This window comes from Caulobacter sp. FV2ps19 (genome assembly GCF_058681035.1).
The window spans coordinates 1,556,582-1,578,402 of record NZ_CM178729.1 but is presented as its reverse complement, the minus strand read 5'-3'; the positions used below and the strand labels follow the sequence as shown (position 1 = coordinate 1,578,402).

Here is a 21,821-nt window from a genome sequence, read left to right as displayed (position 1 = left end):
TGGTGGGTCAGACGACCGTCAGGGTCGCCTTCTTGAGGTCCACCGAATTGGGTCCAACCATGATCTCGAAGTCGCCGGGTTCGACGACGCGCTTCATGTCGAGGTTCCACAGCCACAGGTCGGACGGGGCGATCTCGAAGGTCACGGTGGTCTTGGCGCCGGGGGCCAGGGTCACGCGCTTGAAGTGTTTCAGCTCCAGCACCGGGCGGGTCACCGAGGCGGCCACGTCGTGGATATAGAGCTGCACCACCTCGTCGCCGGCGACCTTGCCGGTATTGGTGACGTCGACCGCGACGGCGACCTTTTCACCCTGGCCGATGCTGGCCTTGGCCAGGCGCGGGGCCGAGATGTCGAAGCTGGTGTAGGACAGGCCAAAGCCGAACGGATAGAGCGGGCTGGTCTTCTCGTCGAACAGATAGCCGCGACGGGCGGTGGGCTTGCGGTTGTAGTAGATCGGCAGCTGGCCGACATTGCGGGCGATGCTGACGGGCAGCTTGCCGCCCGGATTGGCGCGGCCAAACAGCACGTCGGCGGCGGCGTTGCCGGTTTCCTGACCCAGGTACCAGCCCTCGATGATGGCGTCGGCGCGCTGCGCCAGCAGGTTGATCGACAGCGGCCGGCCGTTGAGCAGGAAGACCACGGTGGGCTTGCCCAGGTCGAAGATCGCCTTGGCCAGATCGTTCTGCTGGCCGATCAGGTCCAGGCTGTTGCGGTCGCCCAGATGGTTGTCGGCCCAGGCCTCGCGGCTGGTCTGTTCGTTGTCGCCCAGCACCATGACCACGACGTCGGCCTTCTTGGCCACCTCGACCGCCTCGGCGATCAGCTTGGCGTTGACGGCCGGGTCGACGAGGTTCACCTCGTCAGCGGCCCACACACGGCGCTCGGTGATCCGCACGGCCTCGGCATAGTCCAGCTGGAAGCCCTGGGCCTTGGCTTCGGTGGTCAAGCCCTCCAGGATCGAGACCACGTGCTTGGGCTCGTCGGAATAGCCGCCGATCGGGGTGTCGCGGGCATGGGTGCCCAGCAGGGCCATGCGCTTGAAGCCCTTGCCGTTCAGCGGCAGCAGGCCCTTGTCGTTCTTCAGCAGCACCACCGCGCGGCGGGCGGCCTCGCGGGCCAGGGCCACGGCTTCGGGCGTGGCGGTCTTGGCCTCGGCGGTCTTTTCATCCGTATAGGGATTTTCGAAGAAGCCGCCTTCGAACTTCATCTTCAGCACCCGGGCGACGGCGGCGTCGACCTGGGCCAGGGGGATGCGGCCTTCCTTGACCAGCTGCGGCAGCAGCACATAGGCCTCGCCGTCGGGCAGCTCGACATCGACGCCGGCGTTCATCGCCATCACGGCGGTGTCGGCCAGCTTGTCGGTCATCTTGTGGCGGGCGATCAGCTCCTTGATGGCGAAATAGTCGCTCTGGACCGAGCCCTGATAGCCCCACTCCTTGCGCAGGATGTCGGTCAGCAGCCAGTGACTGGCGTGCGAGGGCACGCCGTCGATCTCGTTGTAGGACGGCATCACCGCCCGCACCGGCAACTCGGTCACCGCCCGCTCGAACGGCGGGAAGAAGTTCTCGCGCAGGGTGCGCTCGGCGATCTGGGCTGGGCCGACATTGGTGCCGTTCTCGGGCTGGCCGTGGCCGGTCATGTGCTTGAGGGTGACGAACACCTTGTCCTTGGCCAGGGGCAGGGTCTTGCCCTGGAAGCCGCGAATGGCGGCCAGGCCGATCTCGGCGCAGACATGCGGGTCCTCGCCATAGGTCTCCTCGATGCGGCCCCAGCGCGGATCGCGGGCCACGTCGACCACCGGGGCCAGGGCCAGGTTGGCGCCGCGCGCGCGCATCTCCTTGGCGGCCAGCGCGAAGATCTTCTCGACCAGCTCGGTGTCGAAGGTGGAGGCCAGAGCGATGGACTGCGGGAAGCTGGTGGCGTCACGCGCCACATAGCCGTGCAGGGCCTCGTCATGCATCAGCATCGGGATGCCCAGGCGGGTGTTTTCCACGGCCCATTTCTGGGCGGCGTTGGTGTAGCGGGCGGTCTCCAGCGCGGTGCGGCCCTTGGTGCCGTCCTCGGCCCCGGCGGCGGCGTCGACCACCGTGGCCGGCGCCAGGCCGCGACGGTCGCTGGGACGCGAGATCTGGCCCAGGCCGTTGGGATAGTTCTTGGCGGCGGTCGCCGCCGAGAACTCGCCTTGCGGCGTCTGGACGGTGGCCTTGGTCAGCCAGATGCCGATCAGCTGGGCGGCCTTTTCCTCGATCGTCATGCGACCCAGCAGGTCGTTGACCCGGGCGTCGACCGGCTGGGCCGGGTCCTTGTAGAGCGGCTTGTCGCCCGCCTTGGCCGCGGCGTGGGCGATGATCGGCGTGGTGGCGGCGGCCAGGGCGGCCAGGCTGACGCCCAGCGTGCGGCGAGTGATGGCGTTGGTCATCTGGTTCGTTTCCCCGAGGGTCGCTTCATTGGTTGGCGGCTTAGGGCGCGCCTTGGGCGTCACTATGGGGGAGGTTGTCAGACCACTCAAGGGGAGAATGGTAGCGGTCTCATTTGCATCCTGATCCCTCTCCCAGAGGGAGAGGACGAGGAAACAGGATTGGCCCAGCGCCCAAGGAAAAGGGCCCGCCTGGGCATCGGCGGGCCCTTAGACCTTGGAGTTGTTCAAGTTAGAGGGGTCTTGAACGTCCCCACTCTAAGCCAAGTCAGGCTTGAACGCGGCTGCGCATTTTGTCGCAAGGCCGGATATCCGGCCCTGACGTCGCCGCCTCAGGCTCAAACCCTTATTTGCGCGCCGCCAGGATGTCGTCCAGGCGCGCCGGGGTTCCGGCGATGCGTTCCAGACGCGGATAGCGAAGCCCGCCGCGATAGTCGATCTTGACCGACCGATAGCGATCGCCGTCCTTGACCAGCAGTTCGACCAGAGGGTTTTCCGGCTTGGCGGCCGCCTTGATGGCGGACTTCAGCTTGTCGGCGTCATAGGTTTCGCCATTGACCGCCACCAGGGTCACGCCCTGGGTCAGGCCCGCCTTGAAGGCCGGACCGCCCCACTGCACGTCGCTCAGCACGCCGGCGGCCGCCACCGTCAGGCCCAGGGAATAGGCGAGGTTGGTGATCTTGCCGCGCGTCTCGGCGGCCTTGAAATAGTCGGTCGGGGCGTCGGTATAGACCAGCTTGTAGCCGCCGCGGGTCAGGCCATCCAGCGGCGCATGCTCCGACAGGCCCTCGATGCGGGTCTTCAGGAAGCCGGCCCAATCATAGGGCACGACGTCGTTGAGGGTGCTGACCACCGTCTCGAACGTATAGGTGTGCGGCACGAACGAGCCGCTATCGACGCCGAAGAAGGCCTTGGCGAAATCGTCCAGCGACTTCTTGCCGCCGGTCTTCTCGCGGATCAGCGTATCGGCGTCCAGCCAGACCAGCTGGCCTTCGGAATAGTAGTCCTCGCTGCGCTGATAGCTCACCCAGGACAGCGGCTTGCGGCTGGCGATGATCGGGTCGTTGGTGGTGTCGGCGACGCTGCGCCATTCGCGGCCCTTGCGGGTGTCATACAGCGCCGCGACCATGGCCAGGCCCTCAAGGCTTTGCGGCTTGGTGTGCAGGCCCGAACGCGCCGACAGCACATTGCCCCAGTACTGGGTCTGGCCCTCATAGACCCACATCAGGCTGTCGCGCATGGGGGTGTTGAGGGTCTCGGTCCACAGGTCGGCCCCGCGGCGGAACTTGCCGTTCCACGAGTGGGTGTATTCGTGCGGCAGCAGGTCGCGACCGACATAGGTCTTGTCCCACTCGGTGAAATATTTCGGCGAGACACGGTTCTCGCTGGAGCGGTGATGCTCCAGACCGATGCCGCCCAGGGTGTCCGAGACCGCGACCAGGAAGTCGTAGTGGTCATAGTGGTGCGAGCCGTACAGCTTGTAGGCCTGCTGGACGAGGTTCTTGTGGGCCTGGATCTGGTCGGAGGTGAAGTCCAGTTGCTCGGGGCGGTCGGCGAACAGGTTCAGACGCACCGGCGCGGGGCCGCCCGGATCCAGCTCGACCGACTTGAAATAGCGGCCGGCGAACATCGGCGAGTCGACCAGGGTCTCGAACGGCGTGGTCTTGAAGGTCGTGGTCTGGCCCTCGGTCTTGTCCACCTCCAGGGCGCTGGCGAACTGGAAGCCCTCGGGCAGCTTGACGCTGGCCTGGACCGGGATCTGGCGGGTGAAATAGCCGGCCGGATACATGGCCATCTGTATCCACTGCAGGTTCAGCATGTCGGGCGTCATCACCTGACGACCGACCTTGGCCTCGACCGGCGACAGGAACTTGTAGCTCAGCTCCAACGCGCTGACGCCCTCGGGGACGTCGACATGGAAGGCGAAGACCTGAACCGGATCGCGGGTCCAGGGCAGGGTTTGGCCATTGGCGGTGATCACCAGGCCGGCCAGCTTGTCCAGGTCATTGCGCGGCGAGTGGCCGCCCGGGACCCATTGCGGATAGTAGATCGTGAACGGGCCGGCCTTGGCCACCGGGATGGTTTCGCGAATGTCGAAGATCTTGCGGGTCAGGTCGGTGGCGTCCACCGACAGCTTCAGCGCGCCCGGATAGGGGATGTCCTGGGCCGCGGCGATGGCCGGGGCCGGGGCCGACGGTTGCGGCAGGGTCTCGGCCAGGGCGGCCGTGCAGACCAGGGACAGAACCGAAGCGGAAAAGAACAGCGTTTTCACGAAACACCCCAATATGGCGCGCGGGCGTGCTCCCCGCGGTCAGAGAACGGATGTTTCAACCCATAAGGGGCCGGTTGTCGACCCTGACCGCGTCCTTTTTAACCCTGTCGCCATAACCGCAAAAATCGCGCATGAGCTCATCTACAACGTCAGATCCGCGCCAAAACCGCGCGTTAACTTTCTATTTGGGGACGTTAAGGCTGTTGAGGTCCCCACACGCCTTGCGCTCGACGAAAACATAACGTTACGTCACGCCATCGCCGCCTGCTCCAAGCGCGCTGTCGATAGCGCCGGCCGGGGACCAACCGCTCCGGTCGGCGCGTCCAATATCCCGCCCATCACCTCACAAACGCCGCCGCCAGGAAAACCCCTTAAGGGACCGCCCTGGATTGCCGTCACCCGGCAAAGCGTCGGACTGTGACGTCACCCGGTGGCCCCGCCAGTGTCGCCGGCCAATCGGTCGGCCAGGGCGCCCATTCCCCCCAGCCCTGGTCGGCCTCCCCCTTCATTTCCGCTCTGTCCGGCCCGGCGTCCCGAGCCTGAAATCTTCGCGCAACACAGCGATGCGAACTTTCCTTGCAATTGCAATTCGTTCTCAAGTATGAACGCGCTGACGTCCCGGCCAAGGTTTTCCGTCTCCCGTGTCCACAGCTCCGCATCGCCGCTCGTTCTGGCTGAAACAGCTGCACCAGTGGCACTGGATCAGCGCGGCCCTCAGCCTGATCGGCATGCTGCTGTTCGCGATCACCGGGATCACCCTCAACCACGCCGGCCAGATCGAGGCGACGCCCGTCGTGGTCAGCCGCAAGGCCACCCTGCCCGCCCCGTTGCTGGCCGATCTGGCCAAGGGCCCGCAGGAAGGCAAGCGCCCCCTGCCCGTCGCCCTCGAGCCCTGGCTGGACAAGGCCGTCGGCGCCGATGTCGCCGGCCGCGAGGGCGAATGGACGCCGCAAGAGGTCTATGTCGCCCTGGCCCGTCCGGGCGGCGACGCCTGGCTGTCGATCGACCGCGAAACCGGCGCCGTCGAGCATGAGAAGACCACGCGCGGCGCGGTGTCCCTGCTCAACGACCTGCACAAGGGCCGCAACACCGGCAAGGCCTGGGCCTGGTTCATCGACGTCTTCGCCGTCGCCTGCGTGATCTTCACCGTCACCGGCCTGATCCTGCTGCAGTTCCACGCCCGCGCCCGGCCGCTGACCTGGCCGCTGGTGGCCGCCGGCCTGGCCGCCCCCGTCATTCTCATCATCCTGTTTGTCCACCTCTGAGGTGAAATCCGTGAAGCGTACGACCACTCTCCTGACCTTTGCCGGCGCGGCCCTGACCGCCGCGCCCACCCTGGCCGCCGATCTCAATGTCACGGTCGAGGTGCCGCGCCTGTCGGTCGCCGAATATCACAAGCCCTATGTGTCGATCTGGCTGGAAGGCGCCAACGCCTCGGCGGCCGGCACCCTGGCGGTCTGGTACGACGCCGACGCCAAGGAAGACCACGGGACCAAGTGGCTGAAGGACCTGCGCCAGTGGTGGCGCAAGGCCGGCCGCGAGATGAGCTTCCCGGCCGACGGGATCAGCGGCGCCACCCGCGCGCCCGGACCGCAAAAGCTGGTGTTCAGCGGCGCCAAGGGCGCGCTGAAGGGCCTCAAGCCCGGCCAATACACTCTGGTGGTCGAGGCCGCCCGCGAGGTCGGCGGCCATGAAGCCGTCCGCGTGCCCTTCGTCTGGGGCAAGCCCGGCGCGCCGGTCACCGTCAAGGGCGGGGCCGAGATCGGCGCCGTCACCGTCTCCGTCAAGTAAGCGAGGAACCCCATGTCCCTGAAGAACAGCCTCTTCGCCTTCGCCGCTGCAGGGCTGGCCCTGGCCCTGCCCCTGAGCGCCAGCGCCCACCGCGCCTGGATGGTCCCGGCCTTCACCGTGCTGTCGGGCGACGGCTCGTGGGTGACCGTCGACGCCGCCATCTCCAACGAACTGTTCTATCCCGACCACCGCCCCATGCGCCTCGAAGGTGTCATGGTGCTGACCCCGGACGGCGCTATGGACAAGCTGCAGAACGGAGCGACGGGCCAGTACCGCTCGACCTTCGACGTGCAGCTGAACAAGCCCGGCACCTGGAAGATCCTGACCTTCAACAACAGCGTCATGGCCAGTTGGACCGAGAACGGCGAGGTCAAGCGCTTCCGCGGCTCGCCCGAGGACTTCGCCAAGACGGTTCCGGCCGGCGCCGCCGATCTGAAGACCATCAAGAGCAGCAATCGCAACGAGACCTTCGTCACTCGCGACAAGCCGACAACGAACGTGTTCAAGCCCACCGGCCAGGGCCTGGAAATGCTTCCTGTGACTCACCCCAACGACATCGTCGCCACCGAACCGGCGACCTTCGAGTTCCTGCTCGACGGCAAGTCCGCCGCCAACCTGGAGGTGACGATCATTCCGGGCGGCGCGCGCTGGCGGGCCACGCCGGGCGAGATCAAGGTCAAGACCGACGCCAACGGTTCGGCGACCTTCACCCTGCCGGAAGCGGGCATGTACTGGCTGAACGCCAGCTTCCGCAGCGGCGAAACCGGTCGCGGCGGCCCTCCCGGCGGCGGTCCGGGCATGGGCGGCGGCGCCCCCGGCGCGGCTCCGCCCCCCGTCACGGCCCTGGCCGGCAACGGCGTTTCGGCCAGCTACACCGCCACCCTCGAAGCCCAGCGGCCTTAAGAACATCCTCCCCCGCGAAGCGGGGGAGGTGGCGCGGCGCGAATACGCGCCGTGACGGAGGGGGCGTTCAGCCTCGACCGCCGCCGCCCCCTCCACCGCTTCGCGGTCCCCCTCCCCCGTTCCACGGGGGAGGATGAGATTGCACACACCATGACCCGCGTCCTCGTCCCCCGCCTCACCACCGCCCCCGCCCGTCCGTTGGGCGGCGTGGCCCACGCCCTGGCCGGCCAAACCATGGGCACGACCTGGTCGGTCAAGCTGACCGCCCAGCCCGCCGCCGACCTGCCGGCCCTGACCGCATTGGTGCAGCGCGCCCTCGACCGGGTGGTGGCCGAGATGAGCCCCTGGGCCCCGATGTCGGCCCTGTCGCGCTATAACCGCTCGGCGGCCGCCAGCTGGACGCGCCTGCCGCAAGGCCTGACCACGGTGCTGCGCCGCGCCCTGGAGATCGCCCAGGCCACGGACGGCGCCTTCGACCCGACCCTGGGCGCCCTGACCGACCTGTGGGGCTTTGGCCCGCGCCCCTTCACCGGCCAGCCGCCCTCGCCCGACAGCCTCGAGACCGCGCGCAACGCCGGCGGCTGGAAGCGGCTGACCCTGGACGGCGACGTGCTGTTCCAGCCCGGCGGCCTGAGGCTGGACCTCAACGGCATCGCCAAGGGCTTCGGGGTCGACCAGGCCGCCGCCGCCCTGGAGCGGGCCGGCGTGAAATCCTACCTGGTCGAGGTCGGCGGCGAACTGCGCGGGACCGGCGCCCGCCCCGACGGCCAGCCCTGGTGGGTGGAGCTGGAGCGGCCGCCGCAGATCGCCCAGGCCGCCAATGACACCCCCCGCACCCTGGTCGCCCTGCACGGCCTGGCGGTGGCGACCTCGGGCGACTATCGCCGCTTCTTCGACCATGACGGCCGCCGCTACGCCCACACCCTGGACCCGGTCTCCGGCGCGCCCAGCGATCACGGCGTGGTCAGCGTCACGGTGCTGACCCCCACCTGCATGGACGCCGACGCCTGGGCCACGGCCCTGACGGTGATGGGTCCCGACGCCGCCCTGGCCTTCGCTGCGACCCACGACCTGCCGGCCCTGATCGTCAGCCGCGCCGCCGGGGGTCTGGAAGAGCGCCTGTCGCCGGCCCTGAGCGCCATGCTCGACGCATGATCGAGGCGCTGGATCCGCAGACCCGGCGCTACGCCGCCGCCGGCGCCGTGGCCCTGGCCTATGGCGGCTTCTGCGCCCTGATCGCCGCGCGTCAGGCTCTGCGTCGCCGCGCCGAACGCCGCGAGGCCGCCGCCCTGGCCCGGGGCGCGGGCGCGCCCATCCTGGTCGCCTTCGCCAGCCAGACCGGCTTCGCCGAAGAGCTGGCCCACGCCAGCGCCCAGGCCCTGACCGCCGGCGGCGCGCCGGTGATCCTGCGCGAGCTTTCCGCCGTGACCGCCGCTGACCTGGCCGCCGCCAGCCAAGCGCTGTTCGTGGTCAGCACCACCGGCGAGGGCGACGCCCCCGACAGCGCCCGGGCCTTCATTCGCAACGTGATGGGCGGCCAGACCGCGCTGCCGGGCCTGCGCTACGGCCTGCTGGCCCTGGGCGACCGGGACTATGCTCAGTTCGCCGCCTTCGGCCGGACGCTGGATGACTGGCTGGAGGGACAAGGCGCCGAGCGGCTGTTCGACCGGATCGAGGTCGATGACGGCGATGCGGTCGCCCTGGGTCTGTGGCGATCCCGGCTGGCGGACCTGACCGGCGCGGCCGAAGCCGCCACGGACTGGAACCGCACCGCCTATGGCGACTGGACCCTGACCCAGCGACGCCTGCTCAATCCGGGCGGCGCGGGCGGCGAGGCGTGGCATGTCAGGCTGCAACCGGCTGACGGGCTCCTGGACTGGTCGGCCGGCGATATCTTCGAGATCCTCCCCGAGGGCGCCGGAACCGCCCGCGACTATTCCATCGCCTCTGTTCCCTGCGACGGCGGGGTCGAGCTGATCGTGCGGCTGCGGCAGGGGCCCGACGGCCAGCTGGGCCTGGGTTCGGGCGCGCTGTGCCGACAGACCGCGCTGGGCGAGCGCCTGAAGGCCCGGGTGCGGACCAACCGCAGCTTCCATGCGCCCGACAGCGACGCCCCGCTGATCCTGATCGGGGCCGGCACGGGCCTGGCGGGCCTGCGCGCCCACCTCAAGGCCCGCGCCGCCCGGGGCCGCCATCGCAACTGGCTGCTGTTTGGCGAGCGCACCGCCGCCCATGACTATTTCCTCCGCGACGAGATCGAGGCCTGGACAGCGTCCGGCGTGATCGAGCGCCTGGACCTGGCCTTCTCGCGCGATCAGGCGAAACCGGTCTATGTGCAGGACCGCCTGAGCGCGGCGGCCGACGCCGTGCGCGCCTGGGTGGCCGACGGGGCCAGCATCATGGTCTGCGGGTCGCTGGAGGGCATGTCGCAAGCGGTGCATGCGGCCCTGGTCGACAGCCTCGGCGCCGACGGCCTGGAGGCGCTGGCCGACGCGGGGCGCTATCGGCGGGACGTGTATTAGGGAGCGTGACGGAGGGGGCGCTATAGCCGAAGCAGCCCCGCCCGCTCCTCCGGCGTGTTGGCTCCGCGCAACCGGGCCTCGGCGCCGGCGGGAACCGGCGGGACCAGGAGCCCCGCCCGCTCGACCAGCCGCCGCAAGGGCCAGCCCGCCCCGGCGTCGGCCGGCAAGGCGGCGAGGGTCAGCATCATCGGCAGCGGCAGTCCCTCGAACGCCGCACCCGGAGCGGGAACAGCCAGCAGCGGCGCCAGATCCTCCGCGGTGAGGGTCGGCGCATCGACGGCGAGGATCAGAGCGCGCTCCAGACCTAGGGCCCGTAGCGCCGCCTCGCCGGCCAGCACCCCGCCCACAGGTCCTGCGCCGGGCTCGGGGTCGGGCACAAACGGCAGGCCCAGATCCGCGCCGACCGTCAGCACCGTGACCGCCCCGACCGCCCGCGCCAGATCGGCCACGCGGTCCACGGCCCGCACGCCGCCCCAGTCGAGGCCGGCCTTGTCGCGACCCATGCGCCGCGAGCCGCCGCCGGTGAGAATGAGCGCGCCGAAAGGGATCATGCGCCCGGCTTAAACCATCCTCGCCGTTGCGGTCGAGACCAACACGCAAGCCGGGTTACAGCCCGCGATGCGGACGGACGGTGAAACAGTCCATGATTGATTATTGACGTCAACTCGCGCCAAGATCGCATTGAGTTTCACGCGATCCGCGAGCGCGCTCATGGCCATTCGCGAGCACCCCGCCTTGGGCTCGCTCCTGCTTGGCGATTTCGGCTCCGGCTTCAGGCCGCCCGAAATGGTCAAACGCCGGCCGGTCGTTGTGATCAGCCCAAGGATCAAGGCCCGCCCGGGACTCTGTACGATCGTCGCCCTGAGCACCACGCCACCCAAGCCGGTCATGCCCTATCATGCTCAGCTCTCCATCCGCCCCCGCCTGCCGGATCGGATGGAGAGCGAGGGCGTGTGGATCAAGGGCGACATGGTGGCCGTGGTCGGCCTGCAGCGCCTGGATTTCGTGATCACCGGCAAGGCCGAGGGCGGCGCGCGGCTCTACCACTATGAACCGCTGAGCGCGGCTCAAATTCAAATCGTGCGGGCCTGCGTCCTCCACGCCCTCGGCCTCGCCCCCTTGACAAAACACCTCTAAAATCACAGATTCAGAGGGTTAGCGGCTCTCGTTTCGGCGATCCGCGTCTAAGACCCCCCTTGGGGGCCGTCGTGGACCATGGCCATCGCAAGCCGCGCCCACGACGCAGATCAGCCCCGCTTCGGCGGGGTTTTTCTTGCGCGTCACCCCCATCTTCCAACCGCGCCCCGAACGGGTCTAGTCTCCGCGCCCAAACGGGATGGGACCACCATGAGCTTGCCGCCAGAGCGCCAGAGGCGCCGCACCACCCAGAGCGCGACGATCCGCGATGTCGCGGCGCGCGCGGGGGTGTCGCCGATGACCGTCTCGCGGGTGATCAATCGCGAGACCACGGTCAAGGAAGAGACCCGGGCCCTGGTCGAGCAGGCGATCACCGACCTGAACTACGCCCCCAACCCCGCCGCCCGCAGCCTGGCCGGCTCGGCCCCGTTCCGCATCGGCCTGCTGTATGACAACCCCTCGACCGGCTATCTGTCGGAGTTCCTGGTCGGGGCCCTGGACGAGAGCAGCCGCACCGGCGCCCAGGTGGTGATCGAGAAATGCGCCGAGCCCGAGCTGGCCGGCGCCACCCTGACCCGCCTGCTGCGCACCGGGGTCGATGGTTTGATCCTGCCGCCGCCGCTGTGCGAGTCGCCGCAGGTGCTGGCCGAGGTGAAGGCCTCCGGCGCCGCCGCCGTCGGCGTGGCCACCGGTACGGTCAGCAGCGACATGGCCACCCTGCGCATCGACAACGAGGCCGCCGCCTATGAGCTGACCCAGCACCTGCTGAGCCTGGGCCACAAGCGCTTCGGCTTCATCAAGGGCCACCCCAACCAGAGCGTCAGCCAGCAGCGGCTGGACGGCTTCATGACCGCGCTGAAGGCGGCCGGCATTCCGATCGAGGACGTACGCGTCGAGCAGGGCTATTTCACCTATCGCTCGGGCCTGGACGCCGCCGAGAAGCTGCTGGCCGGCGATCACCGCCCCACCGCGATCTTCGCCTGTAACGACGACATGGCCGCCGCCGCCGCCGGCCTGGCCCATCGCCTGGGCCTGGACGTGCCGGGCGACGTCTCGATCGTCGGCTTCGACGACACCTCGATCGCCGCCAATATCTGGCCGGCCCTGACCACCGTCCACCAGCCGATCGCCGCCATGGCCCGCGCGGCCGTCGATCTGGTGCTGGAGGAAATCCGCCGCAAGCGCGACGGAACCGGCGAGCCCCGGCAGCTGATGCATCCCCACACCCTGATCGTCCGGGATTCCAGCGGGCCGGCGCCGAAGTAATTCGCCCTCTCCCAGAGGGAGAGGGAGGGGCCCGCCGCGCAGCGGTGGGAGGGTGAGGGGCTACGCCGCCGGCCGGCGCGCCGCCCCACCCTGTCCGGACGCATCCAAACCCCTCACCCTCCCACGCAAGCGTGGGCCCCTCCCTCTCCCTCTGGGAGAGGGTCATATGCGCTTGCGCGCCCCCACATGTTAGCGCTAACAAGTGCGCGAACATGAACGGGCGCGGCTTTAAGGCAGACGCTCGGAACAGGGAGACGACGCCGTGGGCGTGACGCAATTCCTTCCGGAAGACTGGCAAGACGCGACCCTGCTGGGCCGCATCGATTTCGGCGACGGCCCCACCCCCGTGCTGGTGCGCGGCGGCCGGGTCGAGGACATGTCGAGGATCGCCCCGACGGTCGCCGACCTGATGAACGCCTATGCGCCCAATAGCGAGAATGGGGGCATTGACCTGCCGCGCGGCGAGGATCGGGGCCCGCTGGAGGCCCTGGACCTGCGCCCGGTCTGGCAAGACGCCGCCGGCGAGGCCGCCGCCAAGCTGCTGGCTCCCGTCGACCTGCAATGTCTCAAAGCCGCCGGCGTCACCTTCGCGGTGTCGACCCTGGAGCGGGTGATCGAGGAACGCGCCCGCGGCGACGCCGCCGAGGCCCTGAAGATCCGCGCCCAGCTGGCCGACAGCATGGGCGGCGATCTGCGCAGCGTCGATCCCGGCTCGCCGGGCGCCGAGCGCCTGAAACAGACCCTGATCCAGGACGGCCTGTGGTCGCAATATCTGGAAGTGGCCATCGGCCCCGACGCCGAGATCTTCACCAAGGGCCCGACCCTGTCGTCGATGGGCTGGGGCGACCAGGTCGGCGTCCGCTCCGACAGCCACTGGAACAACCCCGAGCCCGAGGTCGTGCTGCTGTGCGACGGGTCGGGCCGGATTCGCGGCGCGTCGCTGGGCAATGACGTCAATCTGCGCGACTTCGAAGGCCGCTCGGCCCTGCTGCTGAGCAAGGCCAAGGACAACAACGCCTCCTGCGCCATCGGCCCGTTCGTGCGGCTGTTCGATGACGGCTTCAGCCTCGACGATGTCCGCTCGGCCGAGGTCGAGCTGAAGATCACCGGCCGCGACAATTTCGTGCTGGATGGCAAGAGCAATATGAGCCTGATCAGCCGCGACCCCGCCGTGCTGGCCGGTCAGGCGTTCGGCAAGCAGCACCAGTATCCCGACGGCTTTGCCTTGTTCCTGGGCACGATGTTCGCGCCCATCCAGGACCGCGACACCGCCGGCCAGGGCTTCACCCACAAGGTCGGCGACCGGGTGCGGGTCTCGACCGCCAAGCTGGGCGTGCTGGAGAACGAGGTCACCACCTGCGACCAGGCCAAGCCCTGGACGTTCGGGATCTCGGCCCTGATCCGCAATCTGGCCGGCCGCGGCCTGCTCTAACCCTCTCTATTTTCGAAGGAGCTCGGCCATGACCGACACCCTGCGCCACTATATCGGCGGCGAACGCGTCGCTTCGGACGCCCCGACCGAAAGCCTCAACCCGTCCAACACCAACGACGTCGTGGCCAACGTGCCCAACGGCGGCGCGGCCGAGGTTGACGCCGCCGTCGCCGCCGCCCGCGGCGCCTTCCCGGCCTGGTCGGAAAGCTCGCCGGAAGTGCGCTCGGACCTGCTGGACAAGGTGGGCTCGACCATCATCGCCCGCAGCGCCGAGATCGGTAAGCTGCTGTCGCGCGAAGAGGGCAAGACCGTCCCCGAGGGCATCGGCGAGACCGTCCGCGCCGGCCGCATCTTCAAGTACTTCGCCGGCGAGGCCCTGCGCCGCCATGGCCAGAACCTGGAAAGCACCCGCCCGGGCGTCGAGATCCAGACCTATCGCCAGGCCGTCGGCGTCTATGCCCTGGTCACGCCGTGGAACTTCCCGATCGCCATCCCGGCCTGGAAGGCCGCCCCCGCCCTGGCGTTTGGCAACACCGTGGTGATCAAGCCGGCCGGCCCGACCCCGGCCACCGCCTCGGTGCTGGCTGACATCATGCAGGAATGCGGGGCTCCGGCCGGCGTGTTCAACATGCTGTTCGGCCGCGGTTCGATGGGCGATGCTTTGGTCAAGCACAAGGACGTCGACGGCGTCTCGTTCACCGGCTCGCAGGGCGTCGGCGCGCAAGTCGCCGCCGCCGCCGTGGCCCGCCAGGCCCGCGTGCAGCTGGAGATGGGCGGCAAGAACCCGCTGATCGTGCTGGACGACGCCGATCTGGACCGCGCCGTGGCCATCGCCCTGGACGGCTCCTATTTCGCCACCGGCCAGCGCTGCACCGCCAGCTCGCGCCTGATCATCACCGACGGCATCCACGACCGGTTCGTGGCCCTGCTGGCCGAGAAGATCGCCGCCCTGCGCGTCGGCGACGCCCTGGACCCCAACACCCAGATCGGTCCGGCGGTCAGCCAGGACCAGATGGAAACCAGCTACAAATATATCGACATCGCCAAGGGCGAAGGCGGCCGCATCGTCACCGGCGGCGAACGTCTGAAGCTGGAAAATCCCGGCTGGTACGTGCAGCCCACCCTGATCGCCGACACCGACCGCAACATGCGCATCAACAACGAGGAAGTCTTCGGCCCCGTCGCCTCGACCATCCGGGTCAAGGACTATGAGGAAGCCCTGGAGGTCGCCAACGGCGTCGAGTTCGGCCTATCGGCCGGCATCGCCACCACCTCGCTGAAATATGCCCGTCACTTCCAGCGTCACGCCAAGGCCGGCATGACCATGGTCAATCTGGCCACGGCCGGCGTCGACTATCACGTGCCGTTCGGCGGGTCGAAGAGCTCATCCTACGGCGCCCGCGAACAGGGCTTCGCGGCGGTCGAGTTCTTCACCCAGACCAAAACCTCCTATTCGTGGTCCTAAGCGGCATGTCCTCAGCCATCTATCCCAGCCTCAAGGGCAAGCGCGTCGTCGTCACCGGCGGCGGCAGCGGCATCGGCGCCGGCCTGACCACCGGCTTCGTGCGCCAGGGCGCCGAGGTGATCTTCCTCGACATCGTCGATGCCGACTCCCAGGCCCTGGTCGCGCAGCTGACGCCCGACGCGGCCATCGCCCCGGTGTACAAACACTGCGACCTGATGGACCTCGACGGCCTGAAGGCGACGCTGGCGGACATCGGCGACGTCGACATCCTGGTCAACAACGCCGGCAATGACGACCGCCACAAGCTGGCCGACATCACGCCCGCCTATTGGGACAACCGCATCGGCGTCAATCTGCGCCACATGCTGTTCGCGGCCCAGGCGGTCGCGCCGGGCATGGCCAGGCGCGGCGGCGGGGCGATCATCAATTTCGGCTCGATCAGCTGGCACCTGGGTCTGGAGGATCTGGTCCTCTACGAAACCGCCAAGGCCGGCATCGAGGGCATGACCCGCGCCCTGGCCCGCGAGCTGGGTCCCGACGACATCCGCGTCACCTGCGTGGTGCCCGGCAACGTCAAGACCAAGCGCCAGGAGAAGTGGTACACGCCGGAAGGCGAGGCCGAGATCGTCAAGGCCCAGTGCCTGACGGGTCGCCTGCTGCCCGACCACATCGCCTCGCTGGTGCTGTTCCTGGCCTCGGATGACGCGGCCCTGTGCACGGGCCATGAGTACTGGATCGACGCCGGCTGGCGGTAGACCGCAAAAACTGTCATCCCGGCCAAGCGCGTAGCGCGCCGAGCCGGGACCACGGCAAGCGCCGATGTTTCCGGCGGTCCCGGCCCTGCGCTACGCTCCGGCCGGGATGACAAGGATAGTGAACATGTCGACAGCCACCTGCGTCTGGGACCTGAAAGCCACCCTCGGCGAAGGGCCGATCTGGCATGGCAACGCCGTGTGGTTCGTCGACATCAAGGGCCACAAGGTCCACCGCTATGATCCGGCCGGCGGCGAACCGCAGAGCTTCGACGCGCCCGACCAGGTGACCTTCCTGGCGCCCCTGGCCGACGGCGGTTTCATCGCCGGGCTGAAGAGCGGCCTGCACCACTTCCAGCCCGAGCTCGGCGACTTCGCCTTCCTGGGCGAGGTCGAGCCGCCGGAACTGGACAACCGTCCCAACGACGCCACCGTCGACGCCGAGGGCCGGCTGTGGTTTGGCACCATGCATGACGGCGAAGAGGCCCCGAGCGGCGCCCTGTATCGGCTGACCGCGGCCGGCGAGACGGTGAAGCAGGACGACGGCGTCTGCATCACCAACGGCCCCTGTGTCAGCCCGGACGGCAGGATCTTCTATCATACCGACACCCTGGAAAAGGTGATCTGGGCCTATGACATCGACGCCGACGGCGACCTGACGGGCAAGCGCGAATTCGCCCGCGTCGAGGTCGAGAACGCCTGGCCCGACGGCTCGGTGGTCGACAGCGAAGGCCATGTCTGGACGGCCCTGTGGGGCGGCCACGGCGCGCTGCGCTTCTCGCCCGACGGCCAGGTGGTCGACCGCGTCGAGCTGCCGGCGATCAATGTCACCAAGCCCTGTTTCGGCGGGCCTGACCTCAAGACCCTGTATTTCACCACCGCCCGCAAGGGCCTGAGCGACGAGCAGCTCGCCGCCTTCCCCCTGTGCGGCGGCCTGTTCGCCCTCCCCGTCGGCGTCGCCGGCCAGCCCCAGAACGAGGTGCGCCTTGACCTCCCCCAATAGACCCCCCCGCCGGTTCCGCTCGCGCGACTGGTTCGACAATCCCGACCATATCGACATGACCGCCCTCTATCTGGAGCGGTTCATGAACTATGGCGTCACGCCCGAGGAACTGCGCAGCGGCAAGCCGATCATCGGCATCGCCCAGACCGGCAGCGACATCTCGCCGTGCAACCGCATCCATCTGGACCTCGTCACCCGGATCCGCGACGGCATCCGCGACGCCGGCGGCATTCCGATGGAGTTCCCGGTCCATCCGATCTTCGAGAACTGCCGCCGCCCGACCGCGGCGCTGGACCGCAACCTGGCCTATCTGGGCCTGGTCGAGATCCTGCACGGTTATCCGATCGACGCCGTGGTCCTGACCACGGGCTGCGACAAGACCACCCCGGCCGGGATCATGGCCGCCACCACCGTCAACATCCCGACCATCGTGCTGTCGGGCGGCCCGATGCTGGACGGCTGGCATGACGGCGAGTTGGTCGGCTCGGGCACGGTGATCTGGCGCTCGCGCCGCAAGCTGGCGGCCGGCGAGATCAACGAGGAAGAGTTCATCCAGCGCGCCTCGGACTCGGCCCCCTCGGCCGGTCACTGCAACACCATGGGCACCGCCTCGACCATGAACGCCGTGGCCGAAGCGCTGGGCCTGTCCCTGACCGGCTGCGCGGCTATCCCCGCCCCCTATCGCGAGCGCGGCCAGATGGCCTATCGCACCGGCCAGCGGATCGTCGATCTGGCCTATGAGGACGTCAAGCCCCTCGACATCCTGACAAAGCAGGCCTTCGAGAACGCCATCGCCCTGGTGGCGGCGGCCGGCGGTTCGACCAACGCCCAGCCGCACATCGTGGCCATGGCCCGCCATGCGGGCCTGGACATCACCGCCGACGACTGGCGGGCGGCCTATGACATCCCGCTGATCCTCAACATGCAGCCGGCCGGCAAATATCTGGGCGAGCGCTTCCACCGGGCCGGCGGAGCCCCCGCCCTGCTGTGGGAACTGCTGCAGGCCGGTCGCCTGCATGGCGACGTCCTGACCGTCACCGGCAAGACCATGGGCGAGAACCTGCAAGGTCGCGAGACCAAGGACCGCGAGGTGATCTTCCCCTACGCCCAGCCGATGGGCGAGCGGGCCGGCTTCCTGGTGCTGAAGGGCAATCTGTTCGACTTCGCGATCATGAAGACCAGCGTCATCAGCCCCGAATTCCGCGCCCGCTATCTCAGCGAACCCGGCCGCGAGGGGATCTTCGAGTCCCGGGCCGTGGTGTTCGACGGCTCGGACGACTATCACGCCCGCATCAATGATCCGGCGCTGAACATCGACGAGAACACCATGCTGGTGATCCGCGGCGCCGGTCCGATCGGCTGGCCCGGCTCGGCCGAGGTGGTCAACATGCAGCCGCCGGATGCGATGCTCAAGCGCGGGATCATGAGCCTGCCCACCCTGGGCGACGGCCGCCAGTCGGGCACCGCCGACAGCCCCTCGATCCTCAACGCCTCGCCCGAGAGCGCGGTGGGCGGCGGTCTGTCGTGGCTGCGGACCGGCGACATGATCCGCGTCGATCTCAACACCGGCCGCTGCGACGCCCTGGTGGACGAGGCGGTGATCGCCGAGCGCCGCCAGGAGGGTCTGCCGCCCGTCCCCGCGACCATGACGCCCTGGCAGGAGGTCTATCGCGCCAATACCGGCCAGCTGGACACCGGCGCGGTGCTGGAGTTCGCGGTCAAGTACCAGGACCTGGCCGCCAAGCTGCCCCGGCATAACCACTAGGGCCTATTTTTACTCCGTTCTCCCCGGCGAAAGCCGGGGCCCAGATCGAACCCGCTGACCTGGCTGTTTCACCAGGCCGTAAGGCGGATCATCCCCAGCCACTCAAGCTGAATCTGGGCCCCGGCTGGAGTTTATCCTCGGGCGCGCGCTTTGCGCGACCCGGGGGCCGGGGAGATCGGTTTATAAAAAAGGGAAGACCGCCATGCTGACCCGTCGCCGCCTGATGGCCGCAGCCGCCGCCCTGCCCGCTTTTCCGGCCCTGGCCGCCGCCGGCCCGCGCCGGATCGCCCTGGACGCCCGGGCGGCTTCCGTCCCGATGGACCGCTTCTATGACCTGTCGGTGGGCTCGGACTTCCCCGGCACCCTGCTGCGCGACGACAGCCTGGGCCAGCTGAAGACCGCCGTCGGCGAGCTGGGTTTCCGCTATGTGCGCTTCCACGACATCTTCCACGACGTGCTGGGGACGGTGAAGCGGGTCGACGGCCAGATCGTCTATGACTGGACCAGGATCGACGAACTCTATGACCGTCTGCTCGGCATGGGGATCAAGCCGTTCATCGAGCTGGGCTTCACCCCGTCGGCCATGAAGACCTCGGAGCAGACGATCTTCTACTGGAAGGGCAACAGCTCCCATCCGGTGTTCGCCGACTGGGCCGCCCTGATCGACGCCTTCGTCCGCCACCTGCGCGGCCGCTATGGCGAGGCCGAGGTGCGCGGCTGGTTCTTCGAGGTGTGGAACGAGCCCAATCTGGACGGCTTCTGGGAAAGGGCCGACCAAAAGGTCTATTTCGACCTGTTCGCCCTGACCTCGAAAACCATCAAGGCCATCGACCCGACCCTGAAGGTCGGCGGCCCCTCGACAGCCGGCGCGGCCTGGGTTCCCGAGCTGCTGACCTATTGCCAGACCCACGGCGTGGCGATCGACTTTGTCACCACCCACACCTATGGCGTCGACGGCGGCTTCCTGGACGAGAAGGGTCAGCAAGACACCAAGCTCTCGGCCAATCCCGACGCCGTGATCGGCGACGTGCGGCGGGTGCGCGAGCAGATCAGCGCGTCAGCCTTCCCGACCCTGCCGCTGTATTTCACCGAATGGAGCACCAGCTACAATCCGCGCGACTCCGTCCACGACAGCTATCACAGCGCCGCCTACATCCTGGCCAAGCTCAAGGGCGTGAAGGGGATGATCCAGGGCATGAGCTACTGGACGTACAGCGACCTGTTTGAAGAGCCAGGCCCGCCCACAGCCCCGTTCCAGGGCGGCTTTGGCCTGATGAATCCGCAAGGGATCCGCAAGCCCAGTTGGTTCGCCTACAAGTACCTCAACGCGCTGCGCGGCGCCGAAATCCCCGGCGCGGACCCTGAAGTGCTGGCCACCGTTGACGGCGGCAAGATCGCCGCCCTGGTCTGGGATTTCGAGGCCCCGAACCAGACGCTCAGCAACCGCTCCTACTACACCAAGGTCCAGCCGACCTCGGCCGCTCCGCCCGTGTCGCTGGCGCTCAGCGGTCTGGCGCCGGGCCGCTATCGCCTGCAGGCCTTCCGCACCGGCTTCAAGGCCAATGACGCCTACACCGCCTATCTGGAAATGGGCGCGCCCGGCAGCCTGACGCCCGAGCAAGTCGAGACGCTGAACGCCCTGACGGCCGACACGCCCGAGATCGACCGGGCGGTGACGGTGAGCGCCCAGGGGACCTTCAGCGTCGACCTGCCCATGCGCCAGAACGACATCGTGCTGGTGACGCTGACGCGGGCTTGAGGGCGTAGGCTCAATTCGAGCTCAAGCCTTTCCAACCCTTACCCGTCTCCCCGGCGAAGGCCGGGGCCCAGATCGAACCCACGGTACGCGTGATTTTGCTGGGCCCAAGGCGCGCCATCCCCAAAGGCTCTGGATGAATCTGGGCCCCGGCCTTCGCCGGGGAGACGGAAGAAGGGGTAGCTCATCACCCAACAGAGTAAGGACTTTAGCCCCCCTCACACCAACCTGTGCTGCAGCCACAGGATGGCCGGATAGACCGACAGCCAGGTCCAGAAGAAGCGGTTGAGGCCAAACAGACAGGCATTGGCCAGGTGGAAGGTCGCGGCGATCGCCAGGGCGACGATCAGGGTCGGGCGCGAGATCATGGCCAGCGGAAACGCCAGCTCGAACAGCATCACCGCCCACGACATCCCCATCAGCAGGCGCGGCCGGTCGGCCAGGCGGCGCAGGTTCTCGGCCACCGGATAGGCCGAGAACTGGAACACGTCGCGCAAGGCCCGGCCCGACCGCCAGTCGGGATTGACGATCTTGACCCCGCCGGAGATCAGGTAGGACAGGATCAGCTGGGCGGCCAGATAGCCGAAGGCCAGCTCGCGCAGGGCCAGGTTGGGCGCCAACCGCGACAGGGTCAGGCACCACAGCGCCAGCAGGCCCATGCGGTCGCTGCCGCCGTTATAGGGGCCCTGGAAGCGGTGCAGGATCAGCAGCGACAGCCCCGCCAGACCCACCAGCGGCCAGGGCGAGGCCACGCCCAGCAGGACCAGGGCGCACAGGCCGATCCGGGCCAGGAACAGCCTCTGCTCGTCGCGGCCGCCGCGCAGATGTTCCAGGCTCTGCTGGATCAGGGCCAGGGCCAGCAGGCTTTCGGTCAGGCGGGCGGCGGTCTCCAGGCTCATCGGATATCGGCCCGCAGACGCGGCCTGGACCGGAACAGCTCGGTCTCGACCAGGGCGTCATCCTCGCGGCTCAGGAACACCAGCCGAAAACTCAGCCAGGGTTTGAGCGCCCCGGCGTCCGGCTGACGCGCCAGGTCGGCGGCGATGCGGCGGAAGATCTCGTCCTCGCTGTGGGCGGTGGGGTTTTGGGTCAAGCGCTCGGCGCAGCTGACCAGGAACAGGGTCTCGTTCCAGCGCGGATTCCACACCAGCCGCCCCAGCATGGCCAGCGGCGACACTCGCTGCGGCAAGGGCCGAAAGGCCAGCCACGGACCAGATTTGCCACGCGCCGAGGCCCCCAGGGCGTATTCGAGACGCGGCGAAGGCGCGATCACGTCGAAGAAATTCCACGACGGAATCAGGGCCGGAGCCAGCAGGGCGAGAGGCTTGAACATCCGCGTCA

Annotated in this window: 18 protein-coding genes and 1 pseudogene; 13 read left to right on the top strand and 6 right to left on the bottom strand. The window is 68.5% G+C overall.

What is annotated here, in order from left to right:
- Positions 1-7: 7 nt before the first annotated feature.
- Positions 8-2,419, bottom strand: a complete 2,412-nt coding sequence (locus ACW18B_RS07635; RefSeq protein WP_492050896.1) for a glycoside hydrolase family 3 N-terminal domain-containing protein — start codon at positions 2,417-2,419, stop codon at positions 8-10.
- Positions 2,420-2,762: 343 nt separating this feature from the next.
- Positions 2,763-4,688, bottom strand: a complete 1,926-nt coding sequence (locus ACW18B_RS07630) for a M61 family metallopeptidase (RefSeq protein WP_492050894.1) — start codon at positions 4,686-4,688, stop codon at positions 2,763-2,765.
- Between the two features lie 641 nt (positions 4,689-5,329).
- Here ACW18B_RS07630 and ACW18B_RS07625 point away from each other — a divergent pair.
- From ACW18B_RS07625 to ACW18B_RS07615, 3 genes are read left to right on the top strand one after another with little or no spacing between them, the layout of a single operon-like run.
- Complete coding sequence (locus ACW18B_RS07625; protein WP_492050892.1) at positions 5,330-5,953, top strand: PepSY-associated TM helix domain-containing protein; 624 nt, start codon at positions 5,330-5,332, stop codon at positions 5,951-5,953.
- Positions 5,954-5,963: 10 nt separating this feature from the next.
- On the top strand, positions 5,964-6,479 hold the full coding sequence (locus ACW18B_RS07620; RefSeq protein WP_492050890.1) for a DUF2271 domain-containing protein: 516 nt from the start codon (positions 5,964-5,966) through the stop codon (positions 6,477-6,479).
- A gap of 12 nt (positions 6,480-6,491) precedes the next feature.
- Positions 6,492-7,382 carry a DUF4198 domain-containing protein gene (locus tag ACW18B_RS07615; RefSeq protein ID WP_492050888.1) on the top strand — a complete coding sequence of 297 codons (891 nt, stop codon included), beginning with the start codon at positions 6,492-6,494 and terminating at the stop codon, positions 7,380-7,382.
- A 4-nt stretch (positions 7,383-7,386) separates the two neighbouring features.
- Here the strand turns inward: ACW18B_RS07615 and ACW18B_RS07610 are convergent.
- Positions 7,387-7,529: pseudogene (locus ACW18B_RS07610) on the bottom strand (hypothetical protein); the annotation flags it as partial.
- Positions 7,530-7,532: 3 nt separating this feature from the next.
- On the opposite strand from ACW18B_RS07610, the gene ACW18B_RS07605 reads away from it, so the two are divergent.
- Both ACW18B_RS07605 and ACW18B_RS07600 read left to right on the top strand, forming a co-directional pair.
- Positions 7,533-8,537: an FAD:protein FMN transferase gene (locus ACW18B_RS07605; RefSeq protein WP_492050887.1), complete on the top strand. Its 1,005-nt coding sequence runs from the start codon at positions 7,533-7,535 to the stop codon at positions 8,535-8,537.
- Positions 8,534-9,904 carry a sulfite reductase subunit alpha gene (locus ACW18B_RS07600; RefSeq protein WP_492050885.1) on the top strand — a complete coding sequence of 457 codons (1,371 nt, stop codon included), beginning with the start codon at positions 8,534-8,536 and terminating at the stop codon, positions 9,902-9,904. Before ACW18B_RS07605 ends, ACW18B_RS07600 begins: the two co-directional genes overlap by 4 nt.
- Before the next feature lie 20 nt (positions 9,905-9,924).
- Here the strand turns inward: ACW18B_RS07600 and mobA are convergent, their stop codons facing one another.
- The gene (gene mobA, locus ACW18B_RS07595; RefSeq protein WP_492050883.1) at positions 9,925-10,455 is read right to left on the bottom strand and encodes a molybdenum cofactor guanylyltransferase; all 531 of its coding nucleotides are present in this window, start codon (positions 10,453-10,455) and stop codon (positions 9,925-9,927) included.
- A gap of 160 nt (positions 10,456-10,615) precedes the next feature.
- On the opposite strand from mobA, the gene ACW18B_RS07590 reads away from it, so the two are divergent.
- The 8 genes from ACW18B_RS07590 (at position 10,616) to ACW18B_RS07555 (ending at position 20,483) form a co-directional block, all read left to right on the top strand.
- Positions 10,616-11,041 (top strand): type II toxin-antitoxin system PemK/MazF family toxin, encoded by a 426-nt coding sequence (locus ACW18B_RS07590; RefSeq protein ID WP_492050881.1) that lies wholly within the window; start codon positions 10,616-10,618, stop codon positions 11,039-11,041.
- A gap of 210 nt (positions 11,042-11,251) precedes the next feature.
- A complete protein-coding gene (gene xylR, locus ACW18B_RS07585; RefSeq protein ID WP_492050879.1) occupies positions 11,252-12,307 on the top strand; it encodes a transcriptional regulatory XylR in 1,056 nt (351 codons plus the stop codon).
- 262 nt (positions 12,308-12,569) lie between these two features.
- Positions 12,570-13,739 carry a fumarylacetoacetate hydrolase family protein gene (locus ACW18B_RS07580; protein ID WP_492050877.1) on the top strand — a complete coding sequence of 390 codons (1,170 nt, stop codon included), beginning with the start codon at positions 12,570-12,572 and terminating at the stop codon, positions 13,737-13,739.
- A 28-nt stretch (positions 13,740-13,767) separates the two neighbouring features.
- Positions 13,768-15,204, top strand: a complete 1,437-nt coding sequence (locus ACW18B_RS07575) for an aldehyde dehydrogenase family protein (RefSeq protein ID WP_492050875.1) — start codon at positions 13,768-13,770, stop codon at positions 15,202-15,204.
- Between the two features lie 5 nt (positions 15,205-15,209).
- Positions 15,210-15,959 (top strand): D-xylose 1-dehydrogenase, encoded by a 750-nt coding sequence (gene xylB, locus ACW18B_RS07570; protein ID WP_492050873.1) that lies wholly within the window; start codon positions 15,210-15,212, stop codon positions 15,957-15,959.
- A gap of 124 nt (positions 15,960-16,083) precedes the next feature.
- Positions 16,084-16,959, top strand: coding sequence for an SMP-30/gluconolactonase/LRE family protein (locus ACW18B_RS07565; protein ID WP_492050871.1), 876 nt, complete (start codon positions 16,084-16,086; stop codon positions 16,957-16,959).
- Positions 16,943-18,724 (top strand): xylonate dehydratase XylD, encoded by a 1,782-nt coding sequence (xylD, locus tag ACW18B_RS07560; RefSeq protein WP_492050869.1) that lies wholly within the window; start codon positions 16,943-16,945, stop codon positions 18,722-18,724. Before ACW18B_RS07565 ends, xylD begins: the two co-directional genes overlap by 17 nt.
- 202 nt (positions 18,725-18,926) lie before the next feature.
- A complete protein-coding gene (locus ACW18B_RS07555; RefSeq protein WP_492050867.1) occupies positions 18,927-20,483 on the top strand; it encodes a GH39 family glycosyl hydrolase in 1,557 nt (518 codons plus the stop codon).
- A 215-nt stretch (positions 20,484-20,698) separates the two neighbouring features.
- On the opposite strand, the gene ACW18B_RS07550 is transcribed toward ACW18B_RS07555, so the two are convergent.
- Positions 20,699-21,379, bottom strand: coding sequence for an HTTM domain-containing protein (locus tag ACW18B_RS07550; protein WP_492050865.1), 681 nt, complete (start codon positions 21,377-21,379; stop codon positions 20,699-20,701).
- A complete protein-coding gene (locus ACW18B_RS07545) occupies positions 21,376-21,813 on the bottom strand; it encodes a hypothetical protein (protein ID WP_492050863.1) in 438 nt (145 codons plus the stop codon). The genes ACW18B_RS07550 and ACW18B_RS07545 overlap by 4 nt, the downstream gene beginning before the upstream one ends.
- Positions 21,814-21,821 lie beyond the last annotated feature (8 nt).

Bases quoted from the DNA above. Each gene is read 5' to 3' on its own strand.
- ACW18B_RS07635 (WP_492050896.1), bottom strand. From the start codon at position 2,419: ATGACCAACGCCATCACTCGCCGCACGCTGGGCGTCAGCCTGGCCGCC.
- ACW18B_RS07615 (WP_492050888.1), top strand. From the start codon at position 6,492: ATGTCCCTGAAGAACAGCCTCTTCGCCTTCGCCGCTGCAGGGCTGGCC.
- ACW18B_RS07605 (WP_492050887.1), top strand. From the start codon at position 7,533: ATGACCCGCGTCCTCGTCCCCCGCCTCACCACCGCCCCCGCCCGTCCG.
- ACW18B_RS07600 (WP_492050885.1), top strand. From the start codon at position 8,534: ATGATCGAGGCGCTGGATCCGCAGACCCGGCGCTACGCCGCCGCCGGC.
- mobA (WP_492050883.1), bottom strand. From the start codon at position 10,455: ATGATCCCTTTCGGCGCGCTCATTCTCACCGGCGGCGGCTCGCGGCGC.
- ACW18B_RS07590 (WP_492050881.1), top strand. From the start codon at position 10,616: ATGGCCATTCGCGAGCACCCCGCCTTGGGCTCGCTCCTGCTTGGCGAT.
- xylR (WP_492050879.1), top strand. From the start codon at position 11,252: ATGAGCTTGCCGCCAGAGCGCCAGAGGCGCCGCACCACCCAGAGCGCG.
- ACW18B_RS07575 (WP_492050875.1), top strand. From the start codon at position 13,768: ATGACCGACACCCTGCGCCACTATATCGGCGGCGAACGCGTCGCTTCG.
- xylB (WP_492050873.1), top strand. From the start codon at position 15,210: ATGTCCTCAGCCATCTATCCCAGCCTCAAGGGCAAGCGCGTCGTCGTC.
- ACW18B_RS07565 (WP_492050871.1), top strand. From the start codon at position 16,084: ATGTCGACAGCCACCTGCGTCTGGGACCTGAAAGCCACCCTCGGCGAA.
- ACW18B_RS07555 (WP_492050867.1), top strand. From the start codon at position 18,927: ATGCTGACCCGTCGCCGCCTGATGGCCGCAGCCGCCGCCCTGCCCGCT.
- ACW18B_RS07550 (WP_492050865.1), bottom strand. From the start codon at position 21,379: ATGAGCCTGGAGACCGCCGCCCGCCTGACCGAAAGCCTGCTGGCCCTG.
- ACW18B_RS07545 (WP_492050863.1), bottom strand. From the start codon at position 21,813: ATGTTCAAGCCTCTCGCCCTGCTGGCTCCGGCCCTGATTCCGTCGTGG.